Source organism: Paenibacillus wynnii, assembly GCF_000757885.1.
GTDB lineage: Bacteria > Bacillota > Bacilli > Paenibacillales > Paenibacillaceae > Paenibacillus_AQ > Paenibacillus_AQ wynnii.
Map to the genome: position 1 here is coordinate 2,510,322 of NZ_JQCR01000003.1, position 17,686 is coordinate 2,528,007.

15 protein-coding genes, 1 tRNA gene and 1 other annotated feature are annotated in these 17,686 nt (G+C 47.0%); of the genes, 7 read left to right on the forward strand and 9 right to left on the reverse strand.

Annotated elements, in window-relative coordinates; all coding sequences use genetic code 11:
• The first annotated feature begins 80 nt into the window (after nt 1-80).
• From PWYN_RS27025 to PWYN_RS27040, 4 genes are all read left to right on the forward strand, one after another.
• A complete protein-coding gene (locus PWYN_RS27025) occupies nt 81-812 on the forward strand; it encodes an ABC transporter ATP-binding protein (RefSeq protein ID WP_036658429.1) in 732 nt (243 codons plus the stop codon).
• Complete coding sequence (locus tag PWYN_RS27030) at nt 809-1,840, forward strand: ABC transporter permease (RefSeq protein ID WP_036658432.1); 1,032 nt, start codon at nt 809-811, stop codon at nt 1,838-1,840. The genes PWYN_RS27025 and PWYN_RS27030 overlap by 4 nt, the downstream gene beginning before the upstream one ends.
• Before the next feature lie 57 nt (nt 1,841-1,897).
• Nucleotides 1,898-2,614 carry a TetR/AcrR family transcriptional regulator gene (locus tag PWYN_RS27035; protein WP_240479840.1) on the forward strand — a complete coding sequence of 239 codons (717 nt, stop codon included), beginning with the start codon at nt 1,898-1,900 and terminating at the stop codon, nt 2,612-2,614.
• A gap of 144 nt (nt 2,615-2,758) precedes the next feature.
• Nucleotides 2,759-6,127 carry a DEAD/DEAH box helicase gene (locus PWYN_RS27040; RefSeq protein ID WP_036658435.1) on the forward strand — a complete coding sequence of 1,123 codons (3,369 nt, stop codon included), beginning with the start codon at nt 2,759-2,761 and terminating at the stop codon, nt 6,125-6,127.
• A gap of 908 nt (nt 6,128-7,035) precedes the next feature.
• On the opposite strand, the gene PWYN_RS30495 is transcribed toward PWYN_RS27040, so the two are convergent.
• From PWYN_RS30495 to PWYN_RS27055, 3 genes are read right to left on the reverse strand one after another with little or no spacing between them, the layout of a single operon-like run.
• On the reverse strand, nt 7,036-7,209 hold the full coding sequence (locus PWYN_RS30495) for a hypothetical protein (RefSeq protein WP_157261269.1): 174 nt from the start codon (nt 7,207-7,209) through the stop codon (nt 7,036-7,038).
• On the reverse strand, nt 7,206-7,571 hold the full coding sequence (locus PWYN_RS27050; RefSeq protein WP_036658438.1) for a hypothetical protein: 366 nt from the start codon (nt 7,569-7,571) through the stop codon (nt 7,206-7,208). The genes PWYN_RS30495 and PWYN_RS27050 overlap by 4 nt, the downstream gene beginning before the upstream one ends.
• A 36-nt stretch (nt 7,572-7,607) precedes the next feature.
• On the reverse strand, nt 7,608-7,958 hold the full coding sequence (locus tag PWYN_RS27055) for a hypothetical protein (protein ID WP_036658440.1): 351 nt from the start codon (nt 7,956-7,958) through the stop codon (nt 7,608-7,610).
• 178 nt (nt 7,959-8,136) lie between these two features.
• Nucleotides 8,137-8,359, forward strand: a binding site (T-box leader).
• A 39-nt stretch (nt 8,360-8,398) separates the two neighbouring features.
• On the opposite strand from PWYN_RS27055, the gene PWYN_RS27060 reads away from it, so the two are divergent.
• Nucleotides 8,399-10,270, forward strand: coding sequence for an arginine--tRNA ligase (locus PWYN_RS27060; protein ID WP_036658442.1), 1,872 nt, complete (start codon nt 8,399-8,401; stop codon nt 10,268-10,270).
• Between the two features lie 252 nt (nt 10,271-10,522).
• On the opposite strand, the gene PWYN_RS27065 is transcribed toward PWYN_RS27060, so the two are convergent.
• Nucleotides 10,523-10,596 (reverse strand) — tRNA-Arg (locus PWYN_RS27065).
• A 223-nt stretch (nt 10,597-10,819) separates the two neighbouring features.
• A complete protein-coding gene (locus PWYN_RS27070) occupies nt 10,820-11,176 on the reverse strand; it encodes a hypothetical protein (RefSeq protein WP_036658444.1) in 357 nt (118 codons plus the stop codon).
• 144 nt (nt 11,177-11,320) lie between these two features.
• Here PWYN_RS27070 and asnB point away from each other — a divergent pair, with 144 nt between their 5' ends.
• Nucleotides 11,321-13,165: an asparagine synthase (glutamine-hydrolyzing) gene (gene asnB, locus PWYN_RS27075; protein ID WP_036658446.1), complete on the forward strand. Its 1,845-nt coding sequence runs from the start codon at nt 11,321-11,323 to the stop codon at nt 13,163-13,165.
• A gap of 81 nt (nt 13,166-13,246) precedes the next feature.
• A complete protein-coding gene (locus tag PWYN_RS27080) occupies nt 13,247-14,080 on the forward strand; it encodes a CPBP family intramembrane glutamic endopeptidase (protein WP_052088443.1) in 834 nt (277 codons plus the stop codon).
• Nucleotides 14,081-14,822: 742 nt separating this feature from the next.
• Here PWYN_RS27080 and PWYN_RS27085 read toward each other — a convergent pair.
• The 4 genes from PWYN_RS27085 to PWYN_RS27100 all read right to left on the reverse strand — a co-directional run bounded on the left by PWYN_RS27085 (nt 14,823) and on the right by PWYN_RS27100 (nt 17,661).
• Nucleotides 14,823-15,659 carry an aldo/keto reductase gene (locus PWYN_RS27085; protein ID WP_052088446.1) on the reverse strand — a complete coding sequence of 279 codons (837 nt, stop codon included), beginning with the start codon at nt 15,657-15,659 and terminating at the stop codon, nt 14,823-14,825.
• A gap of 118 nt (nt 15,660-15,777) precedes the next feature.
• On the reverse strand, nt 15,778-16,233 hold the full coding sequence (locus PWYN_RS27090) for a cupin domain-containing protein (protein ID WP_036658449.1): 456 nt from the start codon (nt 16,231-16,233) through the stop codon (nt 15,778-15,780).
• A gap of 64 nt (nt 16,234-16,297) precedes the next feature.
• A complete protein-coding gene (locus PWYN_RS27095) occupies nt 16,298-17,233 on the reverse strand; it encodes an SPFH domain-containing protein (RefSeq protein ID WP_084146957.1) in 936 nt (311 codons plus the stop codon).
• Nucleotides 17,233-17,661: an NfeD family protein gene (locus PWYN_RS27100; protein WP_036658453.1), complete on the reverse strand. Its 429-nt coding sequence runs from the start codon at nt 17,659-17,661 to the stop codon at nt 17,233-17,235. Before PWYN_RS27100 ends, PWYN_RS27095 begins: the two co-directional genes overlap by 1 nt.
• Nucleotides 17,662-17,686 lie beyond the last annotated feature (25 nt).

Sequence of the window (17,686 nt, forward strand, 5' to 3'; positions counted from 1 at the left end):
AGTGATTTACAACCGATTGGATATGTTATATATTTATGAGTGAGTACTCACTCATTATTTAAGAAACGAGGAGATCAGGAATGAATAAAGATGCTCCAGTTATTAAAGTAAGTCATGTCGGTAGAGCATTTGGCAGCAAGTTGGTACTTGACGATATCTCTCTACAAGTGGAAAAAGCAGAAACTTTCGGCATTCTGGGCCCTTCCGGATCCGGCAAAACAACGCTGGTAAAGATGCTGACAGGCATCGATGAAACCAGCTCCGGTGAGATCCACGTTCTCGGTGTCAAAATGCCAAAACTGGCGATGCTGCAGCAGATCGGGTATATGGCACAGTCTGATGCTCTGTACACCGAGCTTAGCGCTAAAGAAAACTTAGAGTTCTTCGCTTCTCTTTATGGTCTGAAAGGTGAACAACGTACGCGCCGTATTAAAGCGGTCATGGAATTGGTTAATTTGGAGGAACATCTGCGTAAAGGTGTGGCTCAATACTCAGGTGGAATGAAGCGCCGATTGTCGCTGGCCATCGCCTTGCTGCACGAACCTCCTCTACTTATTCTGGATGAACCTACAGTAGGGATCGATCCGGTGCTTCGCCTTTCGATTTGGAATGAACTCAGAGCACTGAATAAGAAGGGAACTACGATTGTGCTGACTACGCATGTAATGGATGAAGCGGAGAAATGTGATCGGCTGGCGATGATTCGGGACGGGAAGCTGCTGGCGGTGGATACGCCAGATGGACTGCTGCAAGCCACAGGTACTGCTTCGATTGAAGAAGCGTTCCTGTATTACGGAGGTGTGCGTTCATGAGAATCCGGGCGATAACTCTACGTATTTTACAGCAATTTATTCATGATAAAAGAACGATGGCCCTTATGTTCATAGCTCCTCTATTAGTTCTAAGCTTGATGAGCCTGGTATTCAACAGTGATTCTTACGAGCCGGTAATTGGGGTGTCAGGCCAGGCAGTTAATCTGTCTGCTTCACTTAAGGGTCATGAAGCAACGGTGAAGGAATACTCGACGGTAGAGATTGGGACAGATGCTCTAAGAGAAGGAACTATCGATGCACTGCTCACGCTAAATGGTACAGCACCACAGGTGGTGCTGGAAGGAAGTAATCCTACGGCTAACCGGGCGGTGATGATGGTGCTTGAGCAGACCTCACAGGATCTTCTGCCCTCCTCGGGAATTAAGGTGCAGCCGGAAATCAGCTATCTGTACGGATCAGCGGATATGAAGACGATTGACCGCTTTGGTCCGATTATGATTGGTGTATTCGTATTCTTCTTTGTCTTTCTAATTGCGGGTGTCTCCTTCCTGCGGGAACGGACCACGGGGACGCTGGAGCGCCTCCTTTCCACACCGCTGAAACGTTGGGAGATTGTTATCGGTTATGTCTGTGGATTTGGGGTATTTACTGTATTTCAAGCCCTGCTTATCTCTTGGTTCTCCATTCAGGTGCTCGGTATAATGATGACAGGAAGCTTCGGTTATGTCATGTTGATGACCCTGCTACTGTCCATGACGGCTCTGACGCTGGGTACATTGCTGTCTGCTTTTGCAGCCAATGAGCTGCAGATGATCCAATTCATTCCGCTCATTATCGTGCCGCAAATTTTCCTCAGCGGGTTATTCCCGATGGACACTCTTCCTGTCTGGCTGCAGCGGGTAGGGTTAGGAACTCCTCTCTACTATGGTGCAGATGCGTTGATGAACATTATGATTCGCGGCAAGGGCTGGAGTGATATCGCTCTGGATGTCTATGTGCTGATTGGCTTTTCCTTACTATTCATGACCTTAAATGTCTTGGCTCTGCGTAAACACCGCAAAATGTAAACCATATCGGTATTATGCTAAGATGGACAGACAGGACGATGTCTGGAGGTTGATGGAATGACTGATAATAAAACTGCGGAGAACCCGTCCGCAGATGATCATATGGGGGAACAATGGATTCAGGAGATTCTAAATCTTGGCGAGGATGAGAAAATGACCCCGAAGCAGCTGGCCATTTTGCAGGCGGCAATTGAGGTTTTTTCCGATAAGGGGTATTCTGCTGCCGCAACTAGCGAAATCGCTCAGAAAGCGGGCGTAGCGGAAGGTACGATCTTTCGGTACTACAAGACCAAGAAAGACCTGCTGTTATCTATTGTAGGACCGACGATGAGCCGGATGATTGCTCCCTTTGTGCTTAGGAATTTTAAGGGAGTGCTTGATATACCTTTTGACAGCTATGAAGATTTCCTGCGGGCTTTTATTGTGAACCGGTTGGAATTTGGGCGCAAGAACTTTAGAATTATCAAAATACTCATTCAGGAAATTCCCTTCCAGCCCGCACTTCGCGAGCAATTTGTTGAGAATATTCTCGGCAAGGTGGTGGAACGTGTAGAAAAGATCGTAGAGCATTTCAAGGAAAAGGGAGAGATTGTCGAGATCCCGACGCCGGCCATCATCAGATTCACCGTTTCATCCGTTATCGGCTTTCTGCTGGCCCGCTTGCTGCTGATGCCTGATAAGGATTGGAATGACGAAGAAGAAATAGAACTAACCATTAGATTTATAATGCATGGTATAAGTCCTGATGGAATAGGCAGCAAAACATTCAAGTAAATATAAACACGGCAATCCCGAGCGTTCTGTGGGAATGTCGTGTTTTTCGTTGATAACCTTTGAAGCGTACACGCGTTCTGTTATTATAAGATCTATATTAATTCTGGATATTCAAATTTTCAGTTTAAAGAAAGGAATCCTACGATGGGCTTTAGTGTGTCCGAACGGGTAATCAAGCTGCTGTGCGGGAAGACCGCTTTTGAAAAAGGACAGGAGTACTACCTCTCTGGAAGGGTTGACCTGATTGATAATGGAGAAAACCACGGGTCCGTGAATGATACTAATGACAATAGTTACTCTGATTACGAGGCTATCGTTGCAGGCAGCAAGGGTAGCAATGTGGATGTAACGGCGAGGATTGATCGGGACGGAGATGTAACTGCAAATTGTTCTTGTGCTGAATATTATCGCGGAGGCCCGTTCTGCAAACATATTGCGGCTGTGATGGTAAATGTGCTGGATCTGGATCAAGGTCTGGCATCACAAGGGCGGACGGCGGCCTCCAGTCTCCATAACGGGGGAGCATTCACTACCGGAGTCGGGGTTCTTACCCCGCGTACCTTTACCGATGCGACACGCAAATCAAGAGCCTCTGCAAAGGATCAGCAGTTGGTCGATACGATGTTGGGAATGTTCGGGAACAGCAGGCAGCGTCCAAGCGGTACAGGAATTTTTATGGATATACGCATGCCTCTGAATGTAGAGTTGATCTGCAAGCCGTTTTCATATAATTATGGAAGTGTCATGCTCGGGATCGAAATGAAGGTGGGTCCAAAACGTCTATATATTGTGCAAAAAATCAGGGATTTTCTGCAGCATGTTCACCGGGGGGAAGCCTATGAATTTTCAAAACATTTTATATATGATCCTTCACTCCACAGTTTTCATAAGGAAGACAATGCAGTTATTCAGAAGCTTATCGAAATCTTGTTAAATGAGAAAATGTACCGCGAAAGAAGTAGCTCCTACTCCCCTTATGCAAATCATATGGGCGGAGACCGCCTGCTGCCGATTCCGCCTTTTTTCTGGGATACGCTCCTGCCCTTCCTTTCAGCGGCTAAAACGGTCTATTTTCAACAAGAAGATACCTTATTTGAGGGCATTCACTTCTCTAATGAAGCACCCCCGCTGAGCTTTGAGTTCGATCAGGCCGAGGAGAATGGCTATCGTTTGGAGGTTCTGGGGTTAGAAAAAATCACGGTCATGGAGGACTATGGAATTGTCCTGACGGAAGGAAAGCTGCTGAAGCTACCCTCCCAAGAGTGCAGACGTCTTGCCGACATGAAAAAAATGCTGGAGGACTCCCGTGATGGAGGTGTTCGCATAGCGCCTGAGCAAATGGAGCCTTTTATGGATAAGGTGATCCCCGGCTTGATGAAGCTCGGCAGTGTTCATATCGCTGACGCCATCGCTGACCGTGTTGTTCAGACTAAGCTGCAGGCCCGGCTCTATCTGGATCGGGTAAGAGACCGGCTGCTCGCCGGGTTGGAGTTCCAATATGGCGACATCATCATTAATCCTATAGATGATCATAATAAGGCTCGCGGTACGGATATTATTCTTATGCGGGACAGCGAGGCCGAACATAAGATTCTTGAGCTTATGGAACATGAATATTTTGCCAAAACAGAAAGTGGATATATTATGAGCGACGAGGATGCGGAATACGACTTCCTGTATCATAAAATCCCTCTTTTAGAGCAACTTCTCGAAGTTTATGCTACCACCGCCGTAAAAGAGAAATTGCATACAGGTACGGTTCCGCCCAAAGTATCTCTCACTTGGAATGAGAAAACCGACTGGCTCGATTTCAAATTCGATATGGAGGGTATTCCCGAGTCGGAGATTGTATTGGTTCTAAGATCACTTCAGGACAAGCGTAAATACTATCGATTGCCAAATGGTGCGCTGCTGCCTCTGGAAAGTGAGGAATTCCAAGAAATCATTACATTTATGAATGAATTGGGTATCCGTCAGGATGATTTGAAAGGCACTGAATTTACTCTGCCCGTTGTTCGGGGGTTACATCTAAGTGCTTCCGATGAGAAGGGTGACGCGGTTAAGCTAGGCAAAGGGTTGCGCAAGCTTCTGGCTAATATGCGGAATCCCGAGAATCTGGATTATCCTGTTCCAGACCGACTCGTTCCTGTGCTTCGGGATTATCAGGTGTTTGGCTTCCAATGGTTGAAAACCTTAGCCCACTATCGGTTTGGTGGGATATTGGCCGATGACATGGGCCTTGGAAAAACGCTGCAAAGCATAGCGTTCCTGCTCTCGGAGCTGCCGGATATCCGTCAAGGCGGAAAGCCCGCGCTTATCGTCGCACCGGCCTCTCTCGTCTACAACTGGCATAATGAGCTTAAGAAATTCACGCCGGAGATTAAGGCTGTCATTGCTGATGGAAGCTTGACGGAGCGGACTCGAATTCTTCGAAATACGGGGAAAGCAGATGTCATTATTACTTCTTATCCACTGCTGCGTAGAGACGTACATCTCTATGCGAAACCATCTTTTCACACACTCATTCTGGATGAAGCCCAAGTCATTAAGAATCACGTAACCCAAACAGCACAAGCTGTACGGGTTCTGCAAGCTCGTTATCGATTTGCACTAACGGGTACTCCGGTGGAAAATGCTCTGGAGGACCTATGGTCAATCTTCGGCGCTGTGTTTCCAGAACTTTTCCCTGGCAAGAAGGCCTTTCACGACCTTCCCCGGGAAGTGGTAGCCAAGCGTGCACGTCCTTTTCTGCTTCGTCGTCTTAAGACCGATGTCCTGAAAGAACTGCCGGACAAGATCGAGTCCTTGCAAGCCTCCGAGCTGCTGCCCGAGCAGAAGAAGCTGTATGTCGCTTATCTGGCGAGGCTACAAAAGGAAGCCCTGAAGCATCTGAACGGGGAGGATTTCCGCAGCAACCGGATCAAAATCCTGGCCGGACTTACTCGTCTGAGACAACTCTGCTGCCATCCTTCGCTATTCGTCGAAGGCTATCAAGGCAGTTCAGCCAAATTTGAGCAGCTGCTCGAGATTATTGAGGAGTGTCGCAGCTCCGGCAAACGGATGCTGGTCTTCTCCCAATTCACGGAGATGCTCAAGTTAATCGGGCGGGAGCTTGGGCTTCAAGGTGTCCCGTATTTCTATCTGGACGGACAGACCCGAGCCTCCCAGCGTGTTGAGCTGTGTAATCAATTTAATGACGGGGAACGCGACTTGTTCCTCATCTCCTTGAAGGCCGGCGGCACCGGACTTAACCTAACCGGAGCAGATACCGTCATCCTGTATGATTTATGGTGGAACCCCGCTGTTGAACAGCAGGCTGCCGACAGAGCACACCGGATCGGGCAGAAAAAGGTAGTCCAAGTTATCCGGCTTGTCACCCAGGGAACGGTAGAGGATAAAATGTACGAGCTGCAGCAGAAGAAAAAAAACCTGATAGATGAAGTTATTCAGCCAGGTCAGGAAGCCTTATCCACCTTAACAGAACAGGATATCCGGGAGATTCTGATGATTTAATGGAGTGCGGGGGAGTAGTGGGGAGCGTTGGCTGGAACCAGCGGGGCCTAGCTGATACTGACGGGACTAGCTAGATTTAGCTGGTTCTAGCTGGTTCTAGCTGGTTCTAGCTGGTTCTAGCTGGTTAACTACCGGTTTCTTGCGGCTCCACTTGCCCCCCTTCCTCATCTACTGGATCCACGACTGATTTTTCCGTTGCGCAACCCATTTAGTTGTATTTAATACACTTAAAATACTACAGGCAGCACTACTAAAGTAAATAGGTGTATTTAATGCAACTATTTTCAGCATTTCCCGTCAAAAAGGCCATTTTCCCTAATTATAAGTGCATAAAGTACAATTAAAGTTCAAACAAGGCCGCTTTAAGCTGAAATAACTGCATAAAATACAACTTCTCTGCCGGAGTTGCCTCATATCTCCGATTTGACTGGAATAAGACATAACACAGAACCAGGGAGGCTAGCCGTAAGGCTTAGCACTCCTGGTTTTGATTATAAATCATAAATCAGATGTTACTTTCTTAATTGATCGTTATTCCTGCACTAGTGTAGCCATCAATGGTTGATGCCACATCAAGCCCTGCTGTTACAGTGGCGGTGAAAACCATTAACAAACGATCTTCAGGCGCTACTGCAATACTCAGTCCCGTAGTTCAAACCATTGCTTATAGTTCCAATAGATAGAACTCCTATTAACGCCGGACTTAAGGTTACTAGGGCTCCCGGCATCGCAGTGAAGATATTATCTGGTGTAGTAGAAATATATAATTGTGCTGTAACGTCGTGCTGAGATAGGCAGCCATAGGTGTAATCGTTCCGGTACGAGGTGATGAAAAGGCAAAGTTCAACGGAGATCCAACCGCTCCTGTAAGATTTATAGTTCCGCCAGCAGCAGTAACTCCAGTAGTGCTATTCCCAAAACCCACCAAGCTGGATGAATTCGCAAGCCCCCCCTAAAACAGTAGTCATACTCACAGGAAGCCCCGAAGAATAAGCAATAATAGCACCTTCACCAGCAGCACCCGTTTCACCTGTCGCTCCAGTAGGTCCCGCCGGTCCGGTAGCCCCAGTTACTCCCATCACTCCTTTTCTCCCAGCAATTCAGAAGAGACTAACCGATGGGCGGTTACAAGTTGACCTGATGAGTCTTTTCCCCAAAAAGAGATCTGGACTTCCTCTTCTGCCATACCTGATGTCGTAAAAGTAAATTCAAATGCATCCAGGTTCGCATAATAATTCCTTGTTACCACCTGATTGGGTGCCAAATTTAAAAATTCGCTAACATATAACGTTCTAGTTCCGTTCAAATGATAGCCTTCGATTAGCGCTGATGCGGCATTTCCACTGCTTCGATTATCCACTTTGATTGTAATTTGCTGAGTAGGTCTGACACCGGTAACCATTGATACGTTATTTTCTATCGGTCCTGTTGATAAAAAGGCCATGTCTACAGTTCTCCTTTAAAATTTTATATGAATCTACTATCCTAAATTTTCCTGAGCCACAACTCTAAAACTGCTCACCAATTGACCTGAGGCCTGTTTCCCCCAGACAGATACCTCTACCTCATTCTCTGCTGCCCCTCCGATCGCAAATAAAAACTCAAGAGCATCCAGATCGGCAAAATAATGCTTAGTTATTACGGTATTTGGAGCCACAATAATTCCTTCACTTACATATATAGTTCTTGTAGTACCGAGTACATAACCTTGAATAACCACAGAAGAACCATTTACAGCGTCCCGGTTAAGGATTTTAACGGTGACCTGTTGGGTCGGCCTGATCCCGAGGACGGGACTATTTTCGATGGGTCCTGTTGACAAAATTGCCATGCGTCTTAACTCCTCCCTTCTATTTCTGACTTATGATTTTAGAAACGCTCAACATACTAATATTCCAACCTTAAAATGTGGGTGTGGACATTAGCGATTCTTAAGCCGTATTTCCTTTAGTCGTATATATGCAGAGCTATTGATTTCTTTGTGAAATTCGTTATACTGGTAAAAATATATACAATCGATGAGCGGGAGAGTAATTACCCTTGATCTAGTCCTCAGCGAGCCGGAAGAGTGAAAGCCGGTACAGATCAAAGTAATGAAGCGCACCCGGGAGATGGACTTCTGAACAGATTAGTAGGAAGCCCCGGCTGAAGGCCGTTATTCTGTAAAGTGGCTAGACTTGCCCGTCTAGCAACGAGAGTGGTACCGCGAGCGCTAAAGCCCTCGTCTCTTTTGAGACGAGGGCTTTTTTGTATTTTAAAGGAGGTCAACCTATGTTCAGCCAACTTATCAGAACCAACCTGGAACAGAGTGTCAGAGGCGTATTTAATAGTCTGAGTATTACTTATACCGGTGAGATTAACGTTCGTATTGAACAGCCCGCTAATCTGGAGCATGGCGATTATTCGAGCAGTATCGCAATGCAGATGGCAAAAATTGTGCGGAAGGCTCCTATGGGAATAGCTGAACTAGTGAAGGCAGAAATTCAAAAGCAGGGTTATATGGAAGGGCTATTAGACAAAGTCGAAGTCGCAGCTCCCGGGTTCATCAATTTGTATGTCAACTGGCAGGAGTGGGCCGGACGCACCTTCGAGCTCCCTCCAAATTCCGGGGAAAAAGCAGTAATAGAGCACACTTCTATAAATCCGAACAAATCAGCGCACATCGGGCACTTAAGAAACTCCTGTATCGGGGATGCTTTGGTCCGTATTTTGAAAAGAACAGGATACAACGTAGAGGTTCATAATTACATAGACGATTTGGGGAATCAGCTGGCGGATACAGTTGTTGGGTTATTAAATATACCTTTTGAGGGTGAGCATATCCGTTTTGGGGACTATTGCTGGGATATCTATTCCAGAGTGAACAAGGAGTATGCGCGAAATCCAGAGATGACGGACAAACGTACCGATATTCTACATGCCCTGGAAAGAGGCGGCGAAAATGAGGCCTGGCTGGGAAATCTTGTAGCTGAACGTATTGTGAGAGAGCATGTGGAGGAGATGAAGAGCTTCGGCATTGAGTATGACCTACTCGTATGGGAGAGCAGCATTGTTAGGGAGGGTTTTTGGTCATCGGCATTTCAGCTGCTTGTAAAAACAGAGGTTTTTGTTCAAGAAAAGGAAGGTAAACTGGCAGGCTGCTGGGTACTGAAGCAATCCTCGGTGGCGGACGCTGAGGCAGAAGTTGATGAATATAATATCGATAAGGTGCTTGTGCGCTCCAACGGCATTTTAACGTATACAGCCAAAGACATCGCCTATCATCTGTGGAAATTCGGTCTGCTCGAAAAAGACTTCTCGTACCATGAGTTTACAGCAGGCTTATGGACAACGGGTTTAACTACCGGACGGGCTTTATCTTTTGGAAAAGCGGACATGGTTATTAACGTCATCGACTACAGACAGGAATATCCGCAGCAGATGGTAAAACAGGCCTTGCAAGTACTGGGGTATACAGATCAGGCCGAGAAGCTTCATCATGTAAGCTATGGCGTGGTTTCGCTGAGTCCGGCTTCCGCGGCTGAACTGGGAATTGATATTTCGGATGGCAGAACCTCCTATGCCATGTCCGGGCGTCAGGGTATAGGTGTGAAGGTAACCGATTTGGTTCTGCTTATGGAGAAGGCTATTGAGCAATCACGTTCTGATAAAAGTGGCCTTTCCAGCAAGGACATCGCTACCGCTGCGATCCGCTATTATCTGCTCCGTTTCAATTTAGGGACTGAGATTATATTTGATTTCCGGCAGGCTACAGAAATATCCGGGAATACGGGCGTATATCTGATGTATACGTATGCCCGTGCGAACAGTGTGTTGAGCAAGGCTGCAGCAACCAATCTAATGGATGATGCTCTATTGCCGCAATTTCCAGCCGAATTTGAAAAAGCGGAGTCCGCACTGCTGAGACATCTCAGCACATGGGAAGATACATTATTTCTTGCCAGCAAGGAACTGACCCCGAGCACACTCTGTAACTACGTGCATACATTGGCTACTTTGTTCAATAATTTTTACTCTCTGTGTCCCATTCTTAAGGGTGCGGAGTCTTCCATTCAGTTCCGGCTCTGGCTCACCTCAAGAGTTATCCATACTTTAGGCGATGTCCTTCGGGTGCTGGGACTGCCTACACCAAACCGAATGTAATTAACTTAAGTAGTGTTCTGAGAGACGCTCCGTGAACGGAACGTTGTTACAATCGCTGTTGTCTCCAGATGTATTGAATTACACTTAGCCGTGTACATCCGGAGACAAAGGCGAACGCTACCGCTTTTCCGCAATCATTCCGTCCTCTCCGCTGCTTTCAGCGGAAATCCTCTTAAATAATCAAAAAAACGAACCCATCGGGGTTCCATCCATTAACGAAAACAGCCTTCCCGAAGGAAGGCTGTTTACTTACGTCCCGGAAGGGATTCGAACCCCTGACCGTGCGCTTAGAAGGCGCATGCTCTATCCAGCTGAGCTACCGGGACACATATTATGTACTTAGGGCAACGTTATCTATTATATCGCATGTAGAAAATTTATCAAGCTTTTTTAATTAAAGTATAAACTTATTCTCCGGATTCGCATAATCTACTGTGTTACGCCGCTCTGCAACGGCATGCAAAGGAGACCCGCCGCTTAGACGGGTTTCTCCTTATCGCTTGCCAGGGATCTTTTTTATATATGGTGAGAGCTTAAATTGGGCTCATATTACGGATATTGCTCGAAATGCTCTTCCAGCTGTTTTTTCAAATCCCCAAAAATAAGCAGGTCCCGTTGGAATCTGGAGCGCTCCTCTTCAGGCTCCATGACTGCACTGCCTTCAAAAGCACTGACGGTCACATCTTCAAAGGCATTATGCATGTTGTTGTCATACCAATCCGAAGACATATCGGCATCATTGGTCAGGATGCGGACAATTTCGTAGCCTTCTTCACGACGATCCTCTACGATATACACCAAAAGAGCAGAATCCTCTACAGCTCCAGGCAGCACGCCTACCTCAGCACAGGGTGCACCGTCATACTCCATCATTCTGCGAATTTTGGCGTCCTTTATGTAATACACCTGTCATCCATCCTTCCTGGCAAATTTACCACACCCCTAGTGTTCGGATAAGGACATACATTTTATCCCTTCCTTAGGCATATATCTGTATTACTTGGCAAAAAAGAAAGGACAACAATCGCACAAAAGAGAGGATGAATCATCATGTGCGGAATAACCGGATTTATCCAGTGGCGCGGGGATCTGACACAGCACTCACAGCTGCTGGTGAGAATGACCGAAACCCTGGCAAACCGCGGACCGGATGCAGCAGGAACCTGGATTTCAGGACCTTGCGCTTTTGGACATCGCAGACTTAGCGTTATTGATCCCGAGAACGGTGCTCAGCCTATGATTACCCGCCATGAGGAGAACATGTACGCTATTGTATATAACGGTGAATTATATAATGCCCCGGAGCTTAAAAAAGAATTAGTGCAACGGAGCCATCACTTCCGTACGGAATGCGATACAGAAGTGCTGCTTCATGCCTACATCGAGTGGGGCCCGGATTGTGTAGAGAAGCTGAACGGAATTTTTGCCTTCGCCATCTGGGACGGTTTACATGAACAGGTCTTTTTTGCACGCGATCGGCTAGGCGTAAAGCCGTTATTTTACAGTCAAGTCGATGATGTCTTTGTATTTGGTTCGGAGCCAAAGGCCCTCTTGCAGCATCCCAAAGTCCAGCCGGCTGTTGGCCCGGAGGGTCTAGCTGAAATCTTTATCATCGGTCCGGCACGTACTCCGGGACACGGTGTCTATAAGGATATGCATGAACTTCGGGCGGGGCATGCCATGATCTACAGCCGGGAAGGACTGCGCAGTTATGCTTACTGGAAGCTGGAGAGTTTTACACATAACGATAGTGTAGATGAGACGGCAATCAAAGTTCGTGAACTGCTGCAGGATACACTGGAGCGGCAGCTTGTTTCGGACGTTCCGGTCTGCTCACTCCTGTCTGGAGGCCTGGATTCAAGTGCCCTAACGGCACTCGCGGTTAATTACTACAACCGAACGGGTCAAGGTCGGGTTAATACCTTTTCTGTCGATTATGTAAATAATGACAAGCATTTCAAAAGCCATTCCTTCCAGCCCGGAGCTGACGGCCCTTGGATTAAAAGGATGGTCGAAGAACTGAATACGAACCACCATTATATTGCGTTTGATACACCGGAGCTCGTAGAGGCACTGGATAATGCTCTTTACACGCGTGATTTACCCGGAATGACTGATGTTGACTCTTCTCTATATTTATTTTGCAGGGAGATCAAGAAAGAAGCGACTGTAGCCATCTCCGGTGAGGCTGCCGATGAAATTTTTGGCGGTTACCCTTGGTTCCATCGGGAAGAAATGCTCTCTTCCGGCACTTTTCCATGGTCAGTGGCACCCAAGATGCGGGCAGGACTCCTCTCCCCGGAAATGAATGAATGGATTAGACCTCTGGAATACCTGGGTGACAAATATAGTGATGCTGTGGCTGAAGTGCCAAAACTTCAAGGTGAAACAGGCAAACAGGCTCAAATGCGAGTAATGTCTTATCTCAATATCACCCGCTTCATGCCAACATTGTTGGACCGCAAGGACCGCATGAGTATGGGAGTCGGGCTTGAAGTTCGGGTTCCTTATTGTGATCATCGCCTTGTTCAATACGTGTGGAACATTCCTTGGGAGATAAAGACCGTTGGCAACCGGGAAAAGGGTATTTTGCGTAAGGCACTTGAAGGTGTATTGCCGGATGATGTGCTCTATCGTAAAAAAAGTCCGTATCCCAAAACCCATAATCCGAACTATCTAAAAGCGGTACGGCAGAGAATGCTGAATATATTGGATGACGCAACTTCTCCTATTCTCCCCTTAATTAATGCGGCCAAAATCCGTGAAATTGCTGCATCGCCGGAATCCTCCAGCAATCTTCCCTGGTTCGGGCAGCTTATGTCAGGCCCGCAGTTATTCGCTTATTTGTCTCAAGTGGACCTCTGGCTACGGACTTATAACGTTGTCATAAAGTGATATTAGCCACATCTATCCGGGTTAAAATCCTCTACAAATAAAGATAGGTTTGTATCTTTTTAGTGAAGGAGCTTTTCCGGTATGCAAGTATCACTCCGTTCAAAATCACTGCAGAACAACACTCAGAACAGAAGAATCATTCTGTTTCTAGCTATAACTTTCGGTTTCACCTGGCTTTCCTGGCTTCCACTGCTGATCAATAAGCAATTCACGGCGGAGGTGCCAGTGCTGCCCGGGCAGTTCTATCTAGGTTCATTCGGCCCTCTCCTTGGCGCACTAGTTAGTGTTCAGATTCGGGGTGGAACGGGTTTTAGGGCCTGGTGTAAAACTGCCTTTTCGTTTGCATTCCCCAAAAAATGGCTGGCTATCGGGGCGGGCTTACCGCTGGTTTATGGTGCTGTAGCCATACTGGCCCATACTCTTTTCACCGGAAGTCTACCGGATATCCATACATTTGGCCTGACCTCTGACCTTCCACCTCAGTTCAATTTATGGATGACTTCTCTGGTGTGGATGCTTACCTTTGGAATAGGTGAGGAGAGTGGATGGCGTGGTTTTTTGCTGCCAGAACTTCATAAACGTTATTCATTATTCACCTCGGCGCTGCTCATAGCTGTCATTTGGATGGCCTGGCATCTACCCGCCTTTTGGTTCAATGAAAGCTATCTTGGCATGGGCTTTGGGGTGCTTGGATGGGCAATCAGTTTGACTTACGGATCGGTGGTGCTGGCTTGGATTTGTGCAGGGAGCCGCTGGAGCATTATCCCGGTAATCGTATGGCACGGCATCTTCGACCTGCTTACAGCCAGTGATCAGGCCGCAGAAGTCATGGCAATGGTCTGTAGTATGCTGGTAATTGTTCATGGAATCCTTCTGATGAGAACGCTAGGCAGGAGTGGGCGCATCCCTTCCTAAAAGAACTTGATTCCCCTAAGATATAAAAAAGGCAGTCCAAGGTTAACCCTTTGGACTGCCTTTTTATGCAATATTTCCACGCCCAGCCGACCTGAATCACATCAAATCCTGCACTTTATGCAACATTTCCGCGCCTACCCGACCTGAATCACATCAAATCCTGCACTTTATGCAACATTTCCGCGCCTAGCCGACCTAAAACACATCAAATCCTGCACTTTATGCAACATTTCCGCGCCCAGCCGACCTGAATCACATCAATTCCTGCACTTCGTGCAACAATTCCGCGCCTAGCCGACCTAAAACACATTAAATCCTGCACTTTATGCAACATTTCCGCGCCCAGCCGACCTGAATCACATTAAATCCTGCACTTTATACAACATTTCCGTGCTAGCCGACCTAAAACAAATCAAATCCTGCACTTTATGCAACATTTCCGAGCCTAGCCGACCTAAAACACATTAATTCCTGCACTTTATGCAACATTTCCGTGCCCAGCCGACCTAAAACAAATCAAATCCTGCACTTTATGCAACATTTCCGAGCCTAGCCGACCTAAAACACATTAATTCCTGCACTTTATGCAACATTTCCGTGCCCAGCCGACCTAAAACACATCAATTCCTGCACTTTATACAACAATTCCGCGCCTAGCCGACCTAAAACAAATCAAATCCTGCACTTTATACAACATTTCCATGTGAGACTTACAATTCGCGCCACCCGGCTACTCTACTGTTTAGAAGTTAAAATTGTCGGGGTCCGGGCCAAAGCGATGATTTTGGTTGAGGTCTTCAATGGCTTTGACGTCATCATCACTGAGTGTGAAGTCAAAGAAACCGGCATTTTCTGTAATACGCTCCGCATGAACTGATTTCGGGATTGTGATTACACCTTGCTGCAAATCCCAGCGCAGAACAATTTGTGCCGGGGTCTTCCCGTATCTCCCAGCTAATTCATGGAGAAGCGGCAGTTCAAGATTCCCCTGCATTAACGGACTCCAAGCCTCCAGCTGTACGCCCTGCTCGCGGCAGTATTTCAGCAGTTCGCGTTGGGTCAGCAGCGGATGGAACTCCACTTGATTGACCACAGGAACAACTCCGGTAGCTTCAATGATATCCTTCAGATGGTGAATCTGAAAGTTGCTTACACCGATGGATTTAATTAGACCTTCCTTTTGCAGATGAATTAAAGCTTTCCAAGTCTCCAGATATTTGCCTGCAACAGGCCAATGAATTAAATAAAGATCTATCACATCCAGTCCCAGCTTTCGCCGGCTGACTTCAAATGCCTTCAATGTGGAGTCGTAACCTTGATCGGGGTTGCGAACTTTAGTCGTAATAAACAGTTCTTCACGGGGAACGCCGCACTCGCGGATAGCTTGTCCTACCCCTTCTTCGTTGTTGTACCCTGCTGCTGTATCAATACTGCGGTAACCGGTCTCCACGGCCGATTTAACGGCTCTGATAACTTCATCACCGTCCTTAGTCTGCCATACACCCAACCCCAGCCACGGCATCGTTACACCGTCATTTAGTGTGGGTCCACCTGAAAATGGTCCGTTCAACTGACTCATAGTTTAACCCTCCAAGTCCAATGTAGTTTGTTTCACTTACCAAAAATAAGTATATCAGATCGACGTTTCATTACCAAAAATGAGAAAAGAACGGAGGCGTTAATCGCCTCCGTTCTCTTTATTTCTCAATCATTTTGAAGTCATCAAAGTGAAACTCTGGGGAAACAATGCAGGAGACCAATACCGGCTCTTCACCGAGCGGTCGTGCTGCTTGCCATACTCCTGCCGGGACAACCCATTGCGGCTGCTGACCGGCAGCAATATCCAAGCCCAGGATATACTCCTTAACATCCTCCGGTTTGTCTCCGCTACCTCCAAGACTTAACACAATAGGGCTGCCGGAATGCCACAGCCATATTTCATCGGAGAGCACCGTGTGCCATTCCGAGGCTTCGTCTGCATGGAGCAGAAAATAAATAGAAGATGCCGAGCAGCGCGAGCCGGAATAGCTGCCGCCTAATACCTCTTGCGGGATTTCAAATGAAGAATTCCAAAGTCTTTTGTACCAGCCGCCTTCAATGTGCGGCTGCAGCCCCAAGGCTTCAACTAGGGGCGAAATTTCTTTGTGCGTCACGAATTTCTCTCCTTTAAAGTTTTGCTTTTTACTTTAACGGAATACTCTGCAATTGTAAAACTGCTTACTTGCCTTCCTTGCTTGCTTTAAATATCTCAGCCATAGCTCCCAAGCTTCCTAATGTCTCTACTGCACTGGTTGGCAGGAAGACTTTATTCGCCGGGCCTTTAGCGATTTCACTTAATGCTTCAAAGGAACGGTAAGCGAGAACCTGTTCATCCAGCCCAGAGGTGCTGAGCAGTTGAATCCGGATTTTCTCAGCTTCAGCTATAGCTTGAATGGCTTTAGCCTGACCCAATGCTTCCAGTTCCTGCGCTTGGCGTGAACCCTCAGCTTGGCGGATACGTGCTTCCTTATCCCCTTCCGCCTTCAGAATCTTACTCTGCTTGTCACCCTCTGCCCGGAGAATCATATCCTGCTTAGCGGCTTCCGCCTCCAGGACAATCGCCCGTTTACTACGTTCTGCTTTCATTTGCTTATCCATGGCTTCTTGAATATCAAGCGGCGGTTTGATATCAATAACTTCCACACGCTCAATCCGTACGCCCCACTTCTCTGTAGCCTCATCGAGAGCTACGCGGATTTCGGTGGAGATTTTTTCACGGCCGGACAACGTTTCATCCAGCTCCAGCTTACCGATAATTTGACGCATGGTTGCAGTCGAGATATTCCGCACACCATATACATAATCCGAGATACCGTAGGTTGCTTCTTCAGGGCCAACAACCTTATAGAAAATAATAGTGTCAATCTGTACCTGTACGTTGTCCTTCGTTATTACCGTTTGCGGAGGGACATTAGCTTGTTGAATCCGAAGATCATGATAAGTACGTACCTGATCAATAACAGGAATCAGAATGTTCAGACCCGGTGTTAAGAGACGGTGAAATTTACCGAGACGTTCGACGACTCCGATACGCTGCTGTGGTACGATTTTGACCGTAAGAGCAATGAAGACAACAACTACAACAAGAACCACAACAATAATTGCCCATTCCATTAGTTCATTTCCTCCCATCGTTCTACCTCGATAATAGTGGTACCTCTTCCTACTACTTTGACGATATCATCTCTGCCAAGTGTCTGAACAGAGGTTGCACTCCATGTATCTCCGCCAATCTTTACCTGTCCGTATCGCCCAGGCTCTATAGCTTCCACAACAATCCCCTGCTTCCCGACAATATCCGTATCATCAAATCCTCGCGAGCTGCGGAATCTCGCCACTAACGGCTTCGAGAACAGAGTCAGACCCAGTGCTACAAGAGAGCCAAGTACTACTTGCAATAGAATGGCATCCGGTACTAAAAGCGACACTAATCCGGCAATCAAAGCACCGATACTGAGCCAAAGCAGATAAAACGTAAGCGTCATCATTTCAACTACAAACAGGACACCGGCTGCGACTAACCAAAACATCCAGACCATCATCGGTGAACCCACCACCTTCCGCTAT

Excerpts from the sequence above, each read along its gene's own strand:
- PWYN_RS27025 (WP_036658429.1), top strand. The coding sequence starts at position 81 with ATGAATAAAGATGCTCCAGTTATTAAAGTAAGTCATGTCGGTAGAGCA.
- PWYN_RS27030 (WP_036658432.1), top strand. The coding sequence starts at position 809 with ATGAGAATCCGGGCGATAACTCTACGTATTTTACAGCAATTTATTCAT.
- PWYN_RS27035 (WP_240479840.1), top strand. The coding sequence starts at position 1,898 with ATGACTGATAATAAAACTGCGGAGAACCCGTCCGCAGATGATCATATG.
- PWYN_RS27040 (WP_036658435.1), top strand. The coding sequence starts at position 2,759 with ATGGGCTTTAGTGTGTCCGAACGGGTAATCAAGCTGCTGTGCGGGAAG.
- PWYN_RS27050 (WP_036658438.1), bottom strand. The coding sequence starts at position 7,571 with ATGGCCTTTTTATCAACAGGACCGATAGAAAATAACGTATCAATGGTT.
- PWYN_RS27055 (WP_036658440.1), bottom strand. The coding sequence starts at position 7,958 with ATGGCAATTTTGTCAACAGGACCCATCGAAAATAGTCCCGTCCTCGGG.
- PWYN_RS27060 (WP_036658442.1), top strand. The coding sequence starts at position 8,399 with ATGTTCAGCCAACTTATCAGAACCAACCTGGAACAGAGTGTCAGAGGC.
- asnB (WP_036658446.1), top strand. The coding sequence starts at position 11,321 with ATGTGCGGAATAACCGGATTTATCCAGTGGCGCGGGGATCTGACACAG.
- PWYN_RS27080 (WP_052088443.1), top strand. The coding sequence starts at position 13,247 with ATGCAAGTATCACTCCGTTCAAAATCACTGCAGAACAACACTCAGAAC.
- PWYN_RS27085 (WP_052088446.1), bottom strand. The coding sequence starts at position 15,659 with ATGAGTCAGTTGAACGGACCATTTTCAGGTGGACCCACACTAAATGAC.
- PWYN_RS27095 (WP_084146957.1), bottom strand. The coding sequence starts at position 17,233 with ATGGAATGGGCAATTATTGTTGTGGTTCTTGTTGTAGTTGTTGTCTTC.
- PWYN_RS27100 (WP_036658453.1), bottom strand. The coding sequence starts at position 17,661 with ATGATGGTCTGGATGTTTTGGTTAGTCGCAGCCGGTGTCCTGTTTGTA.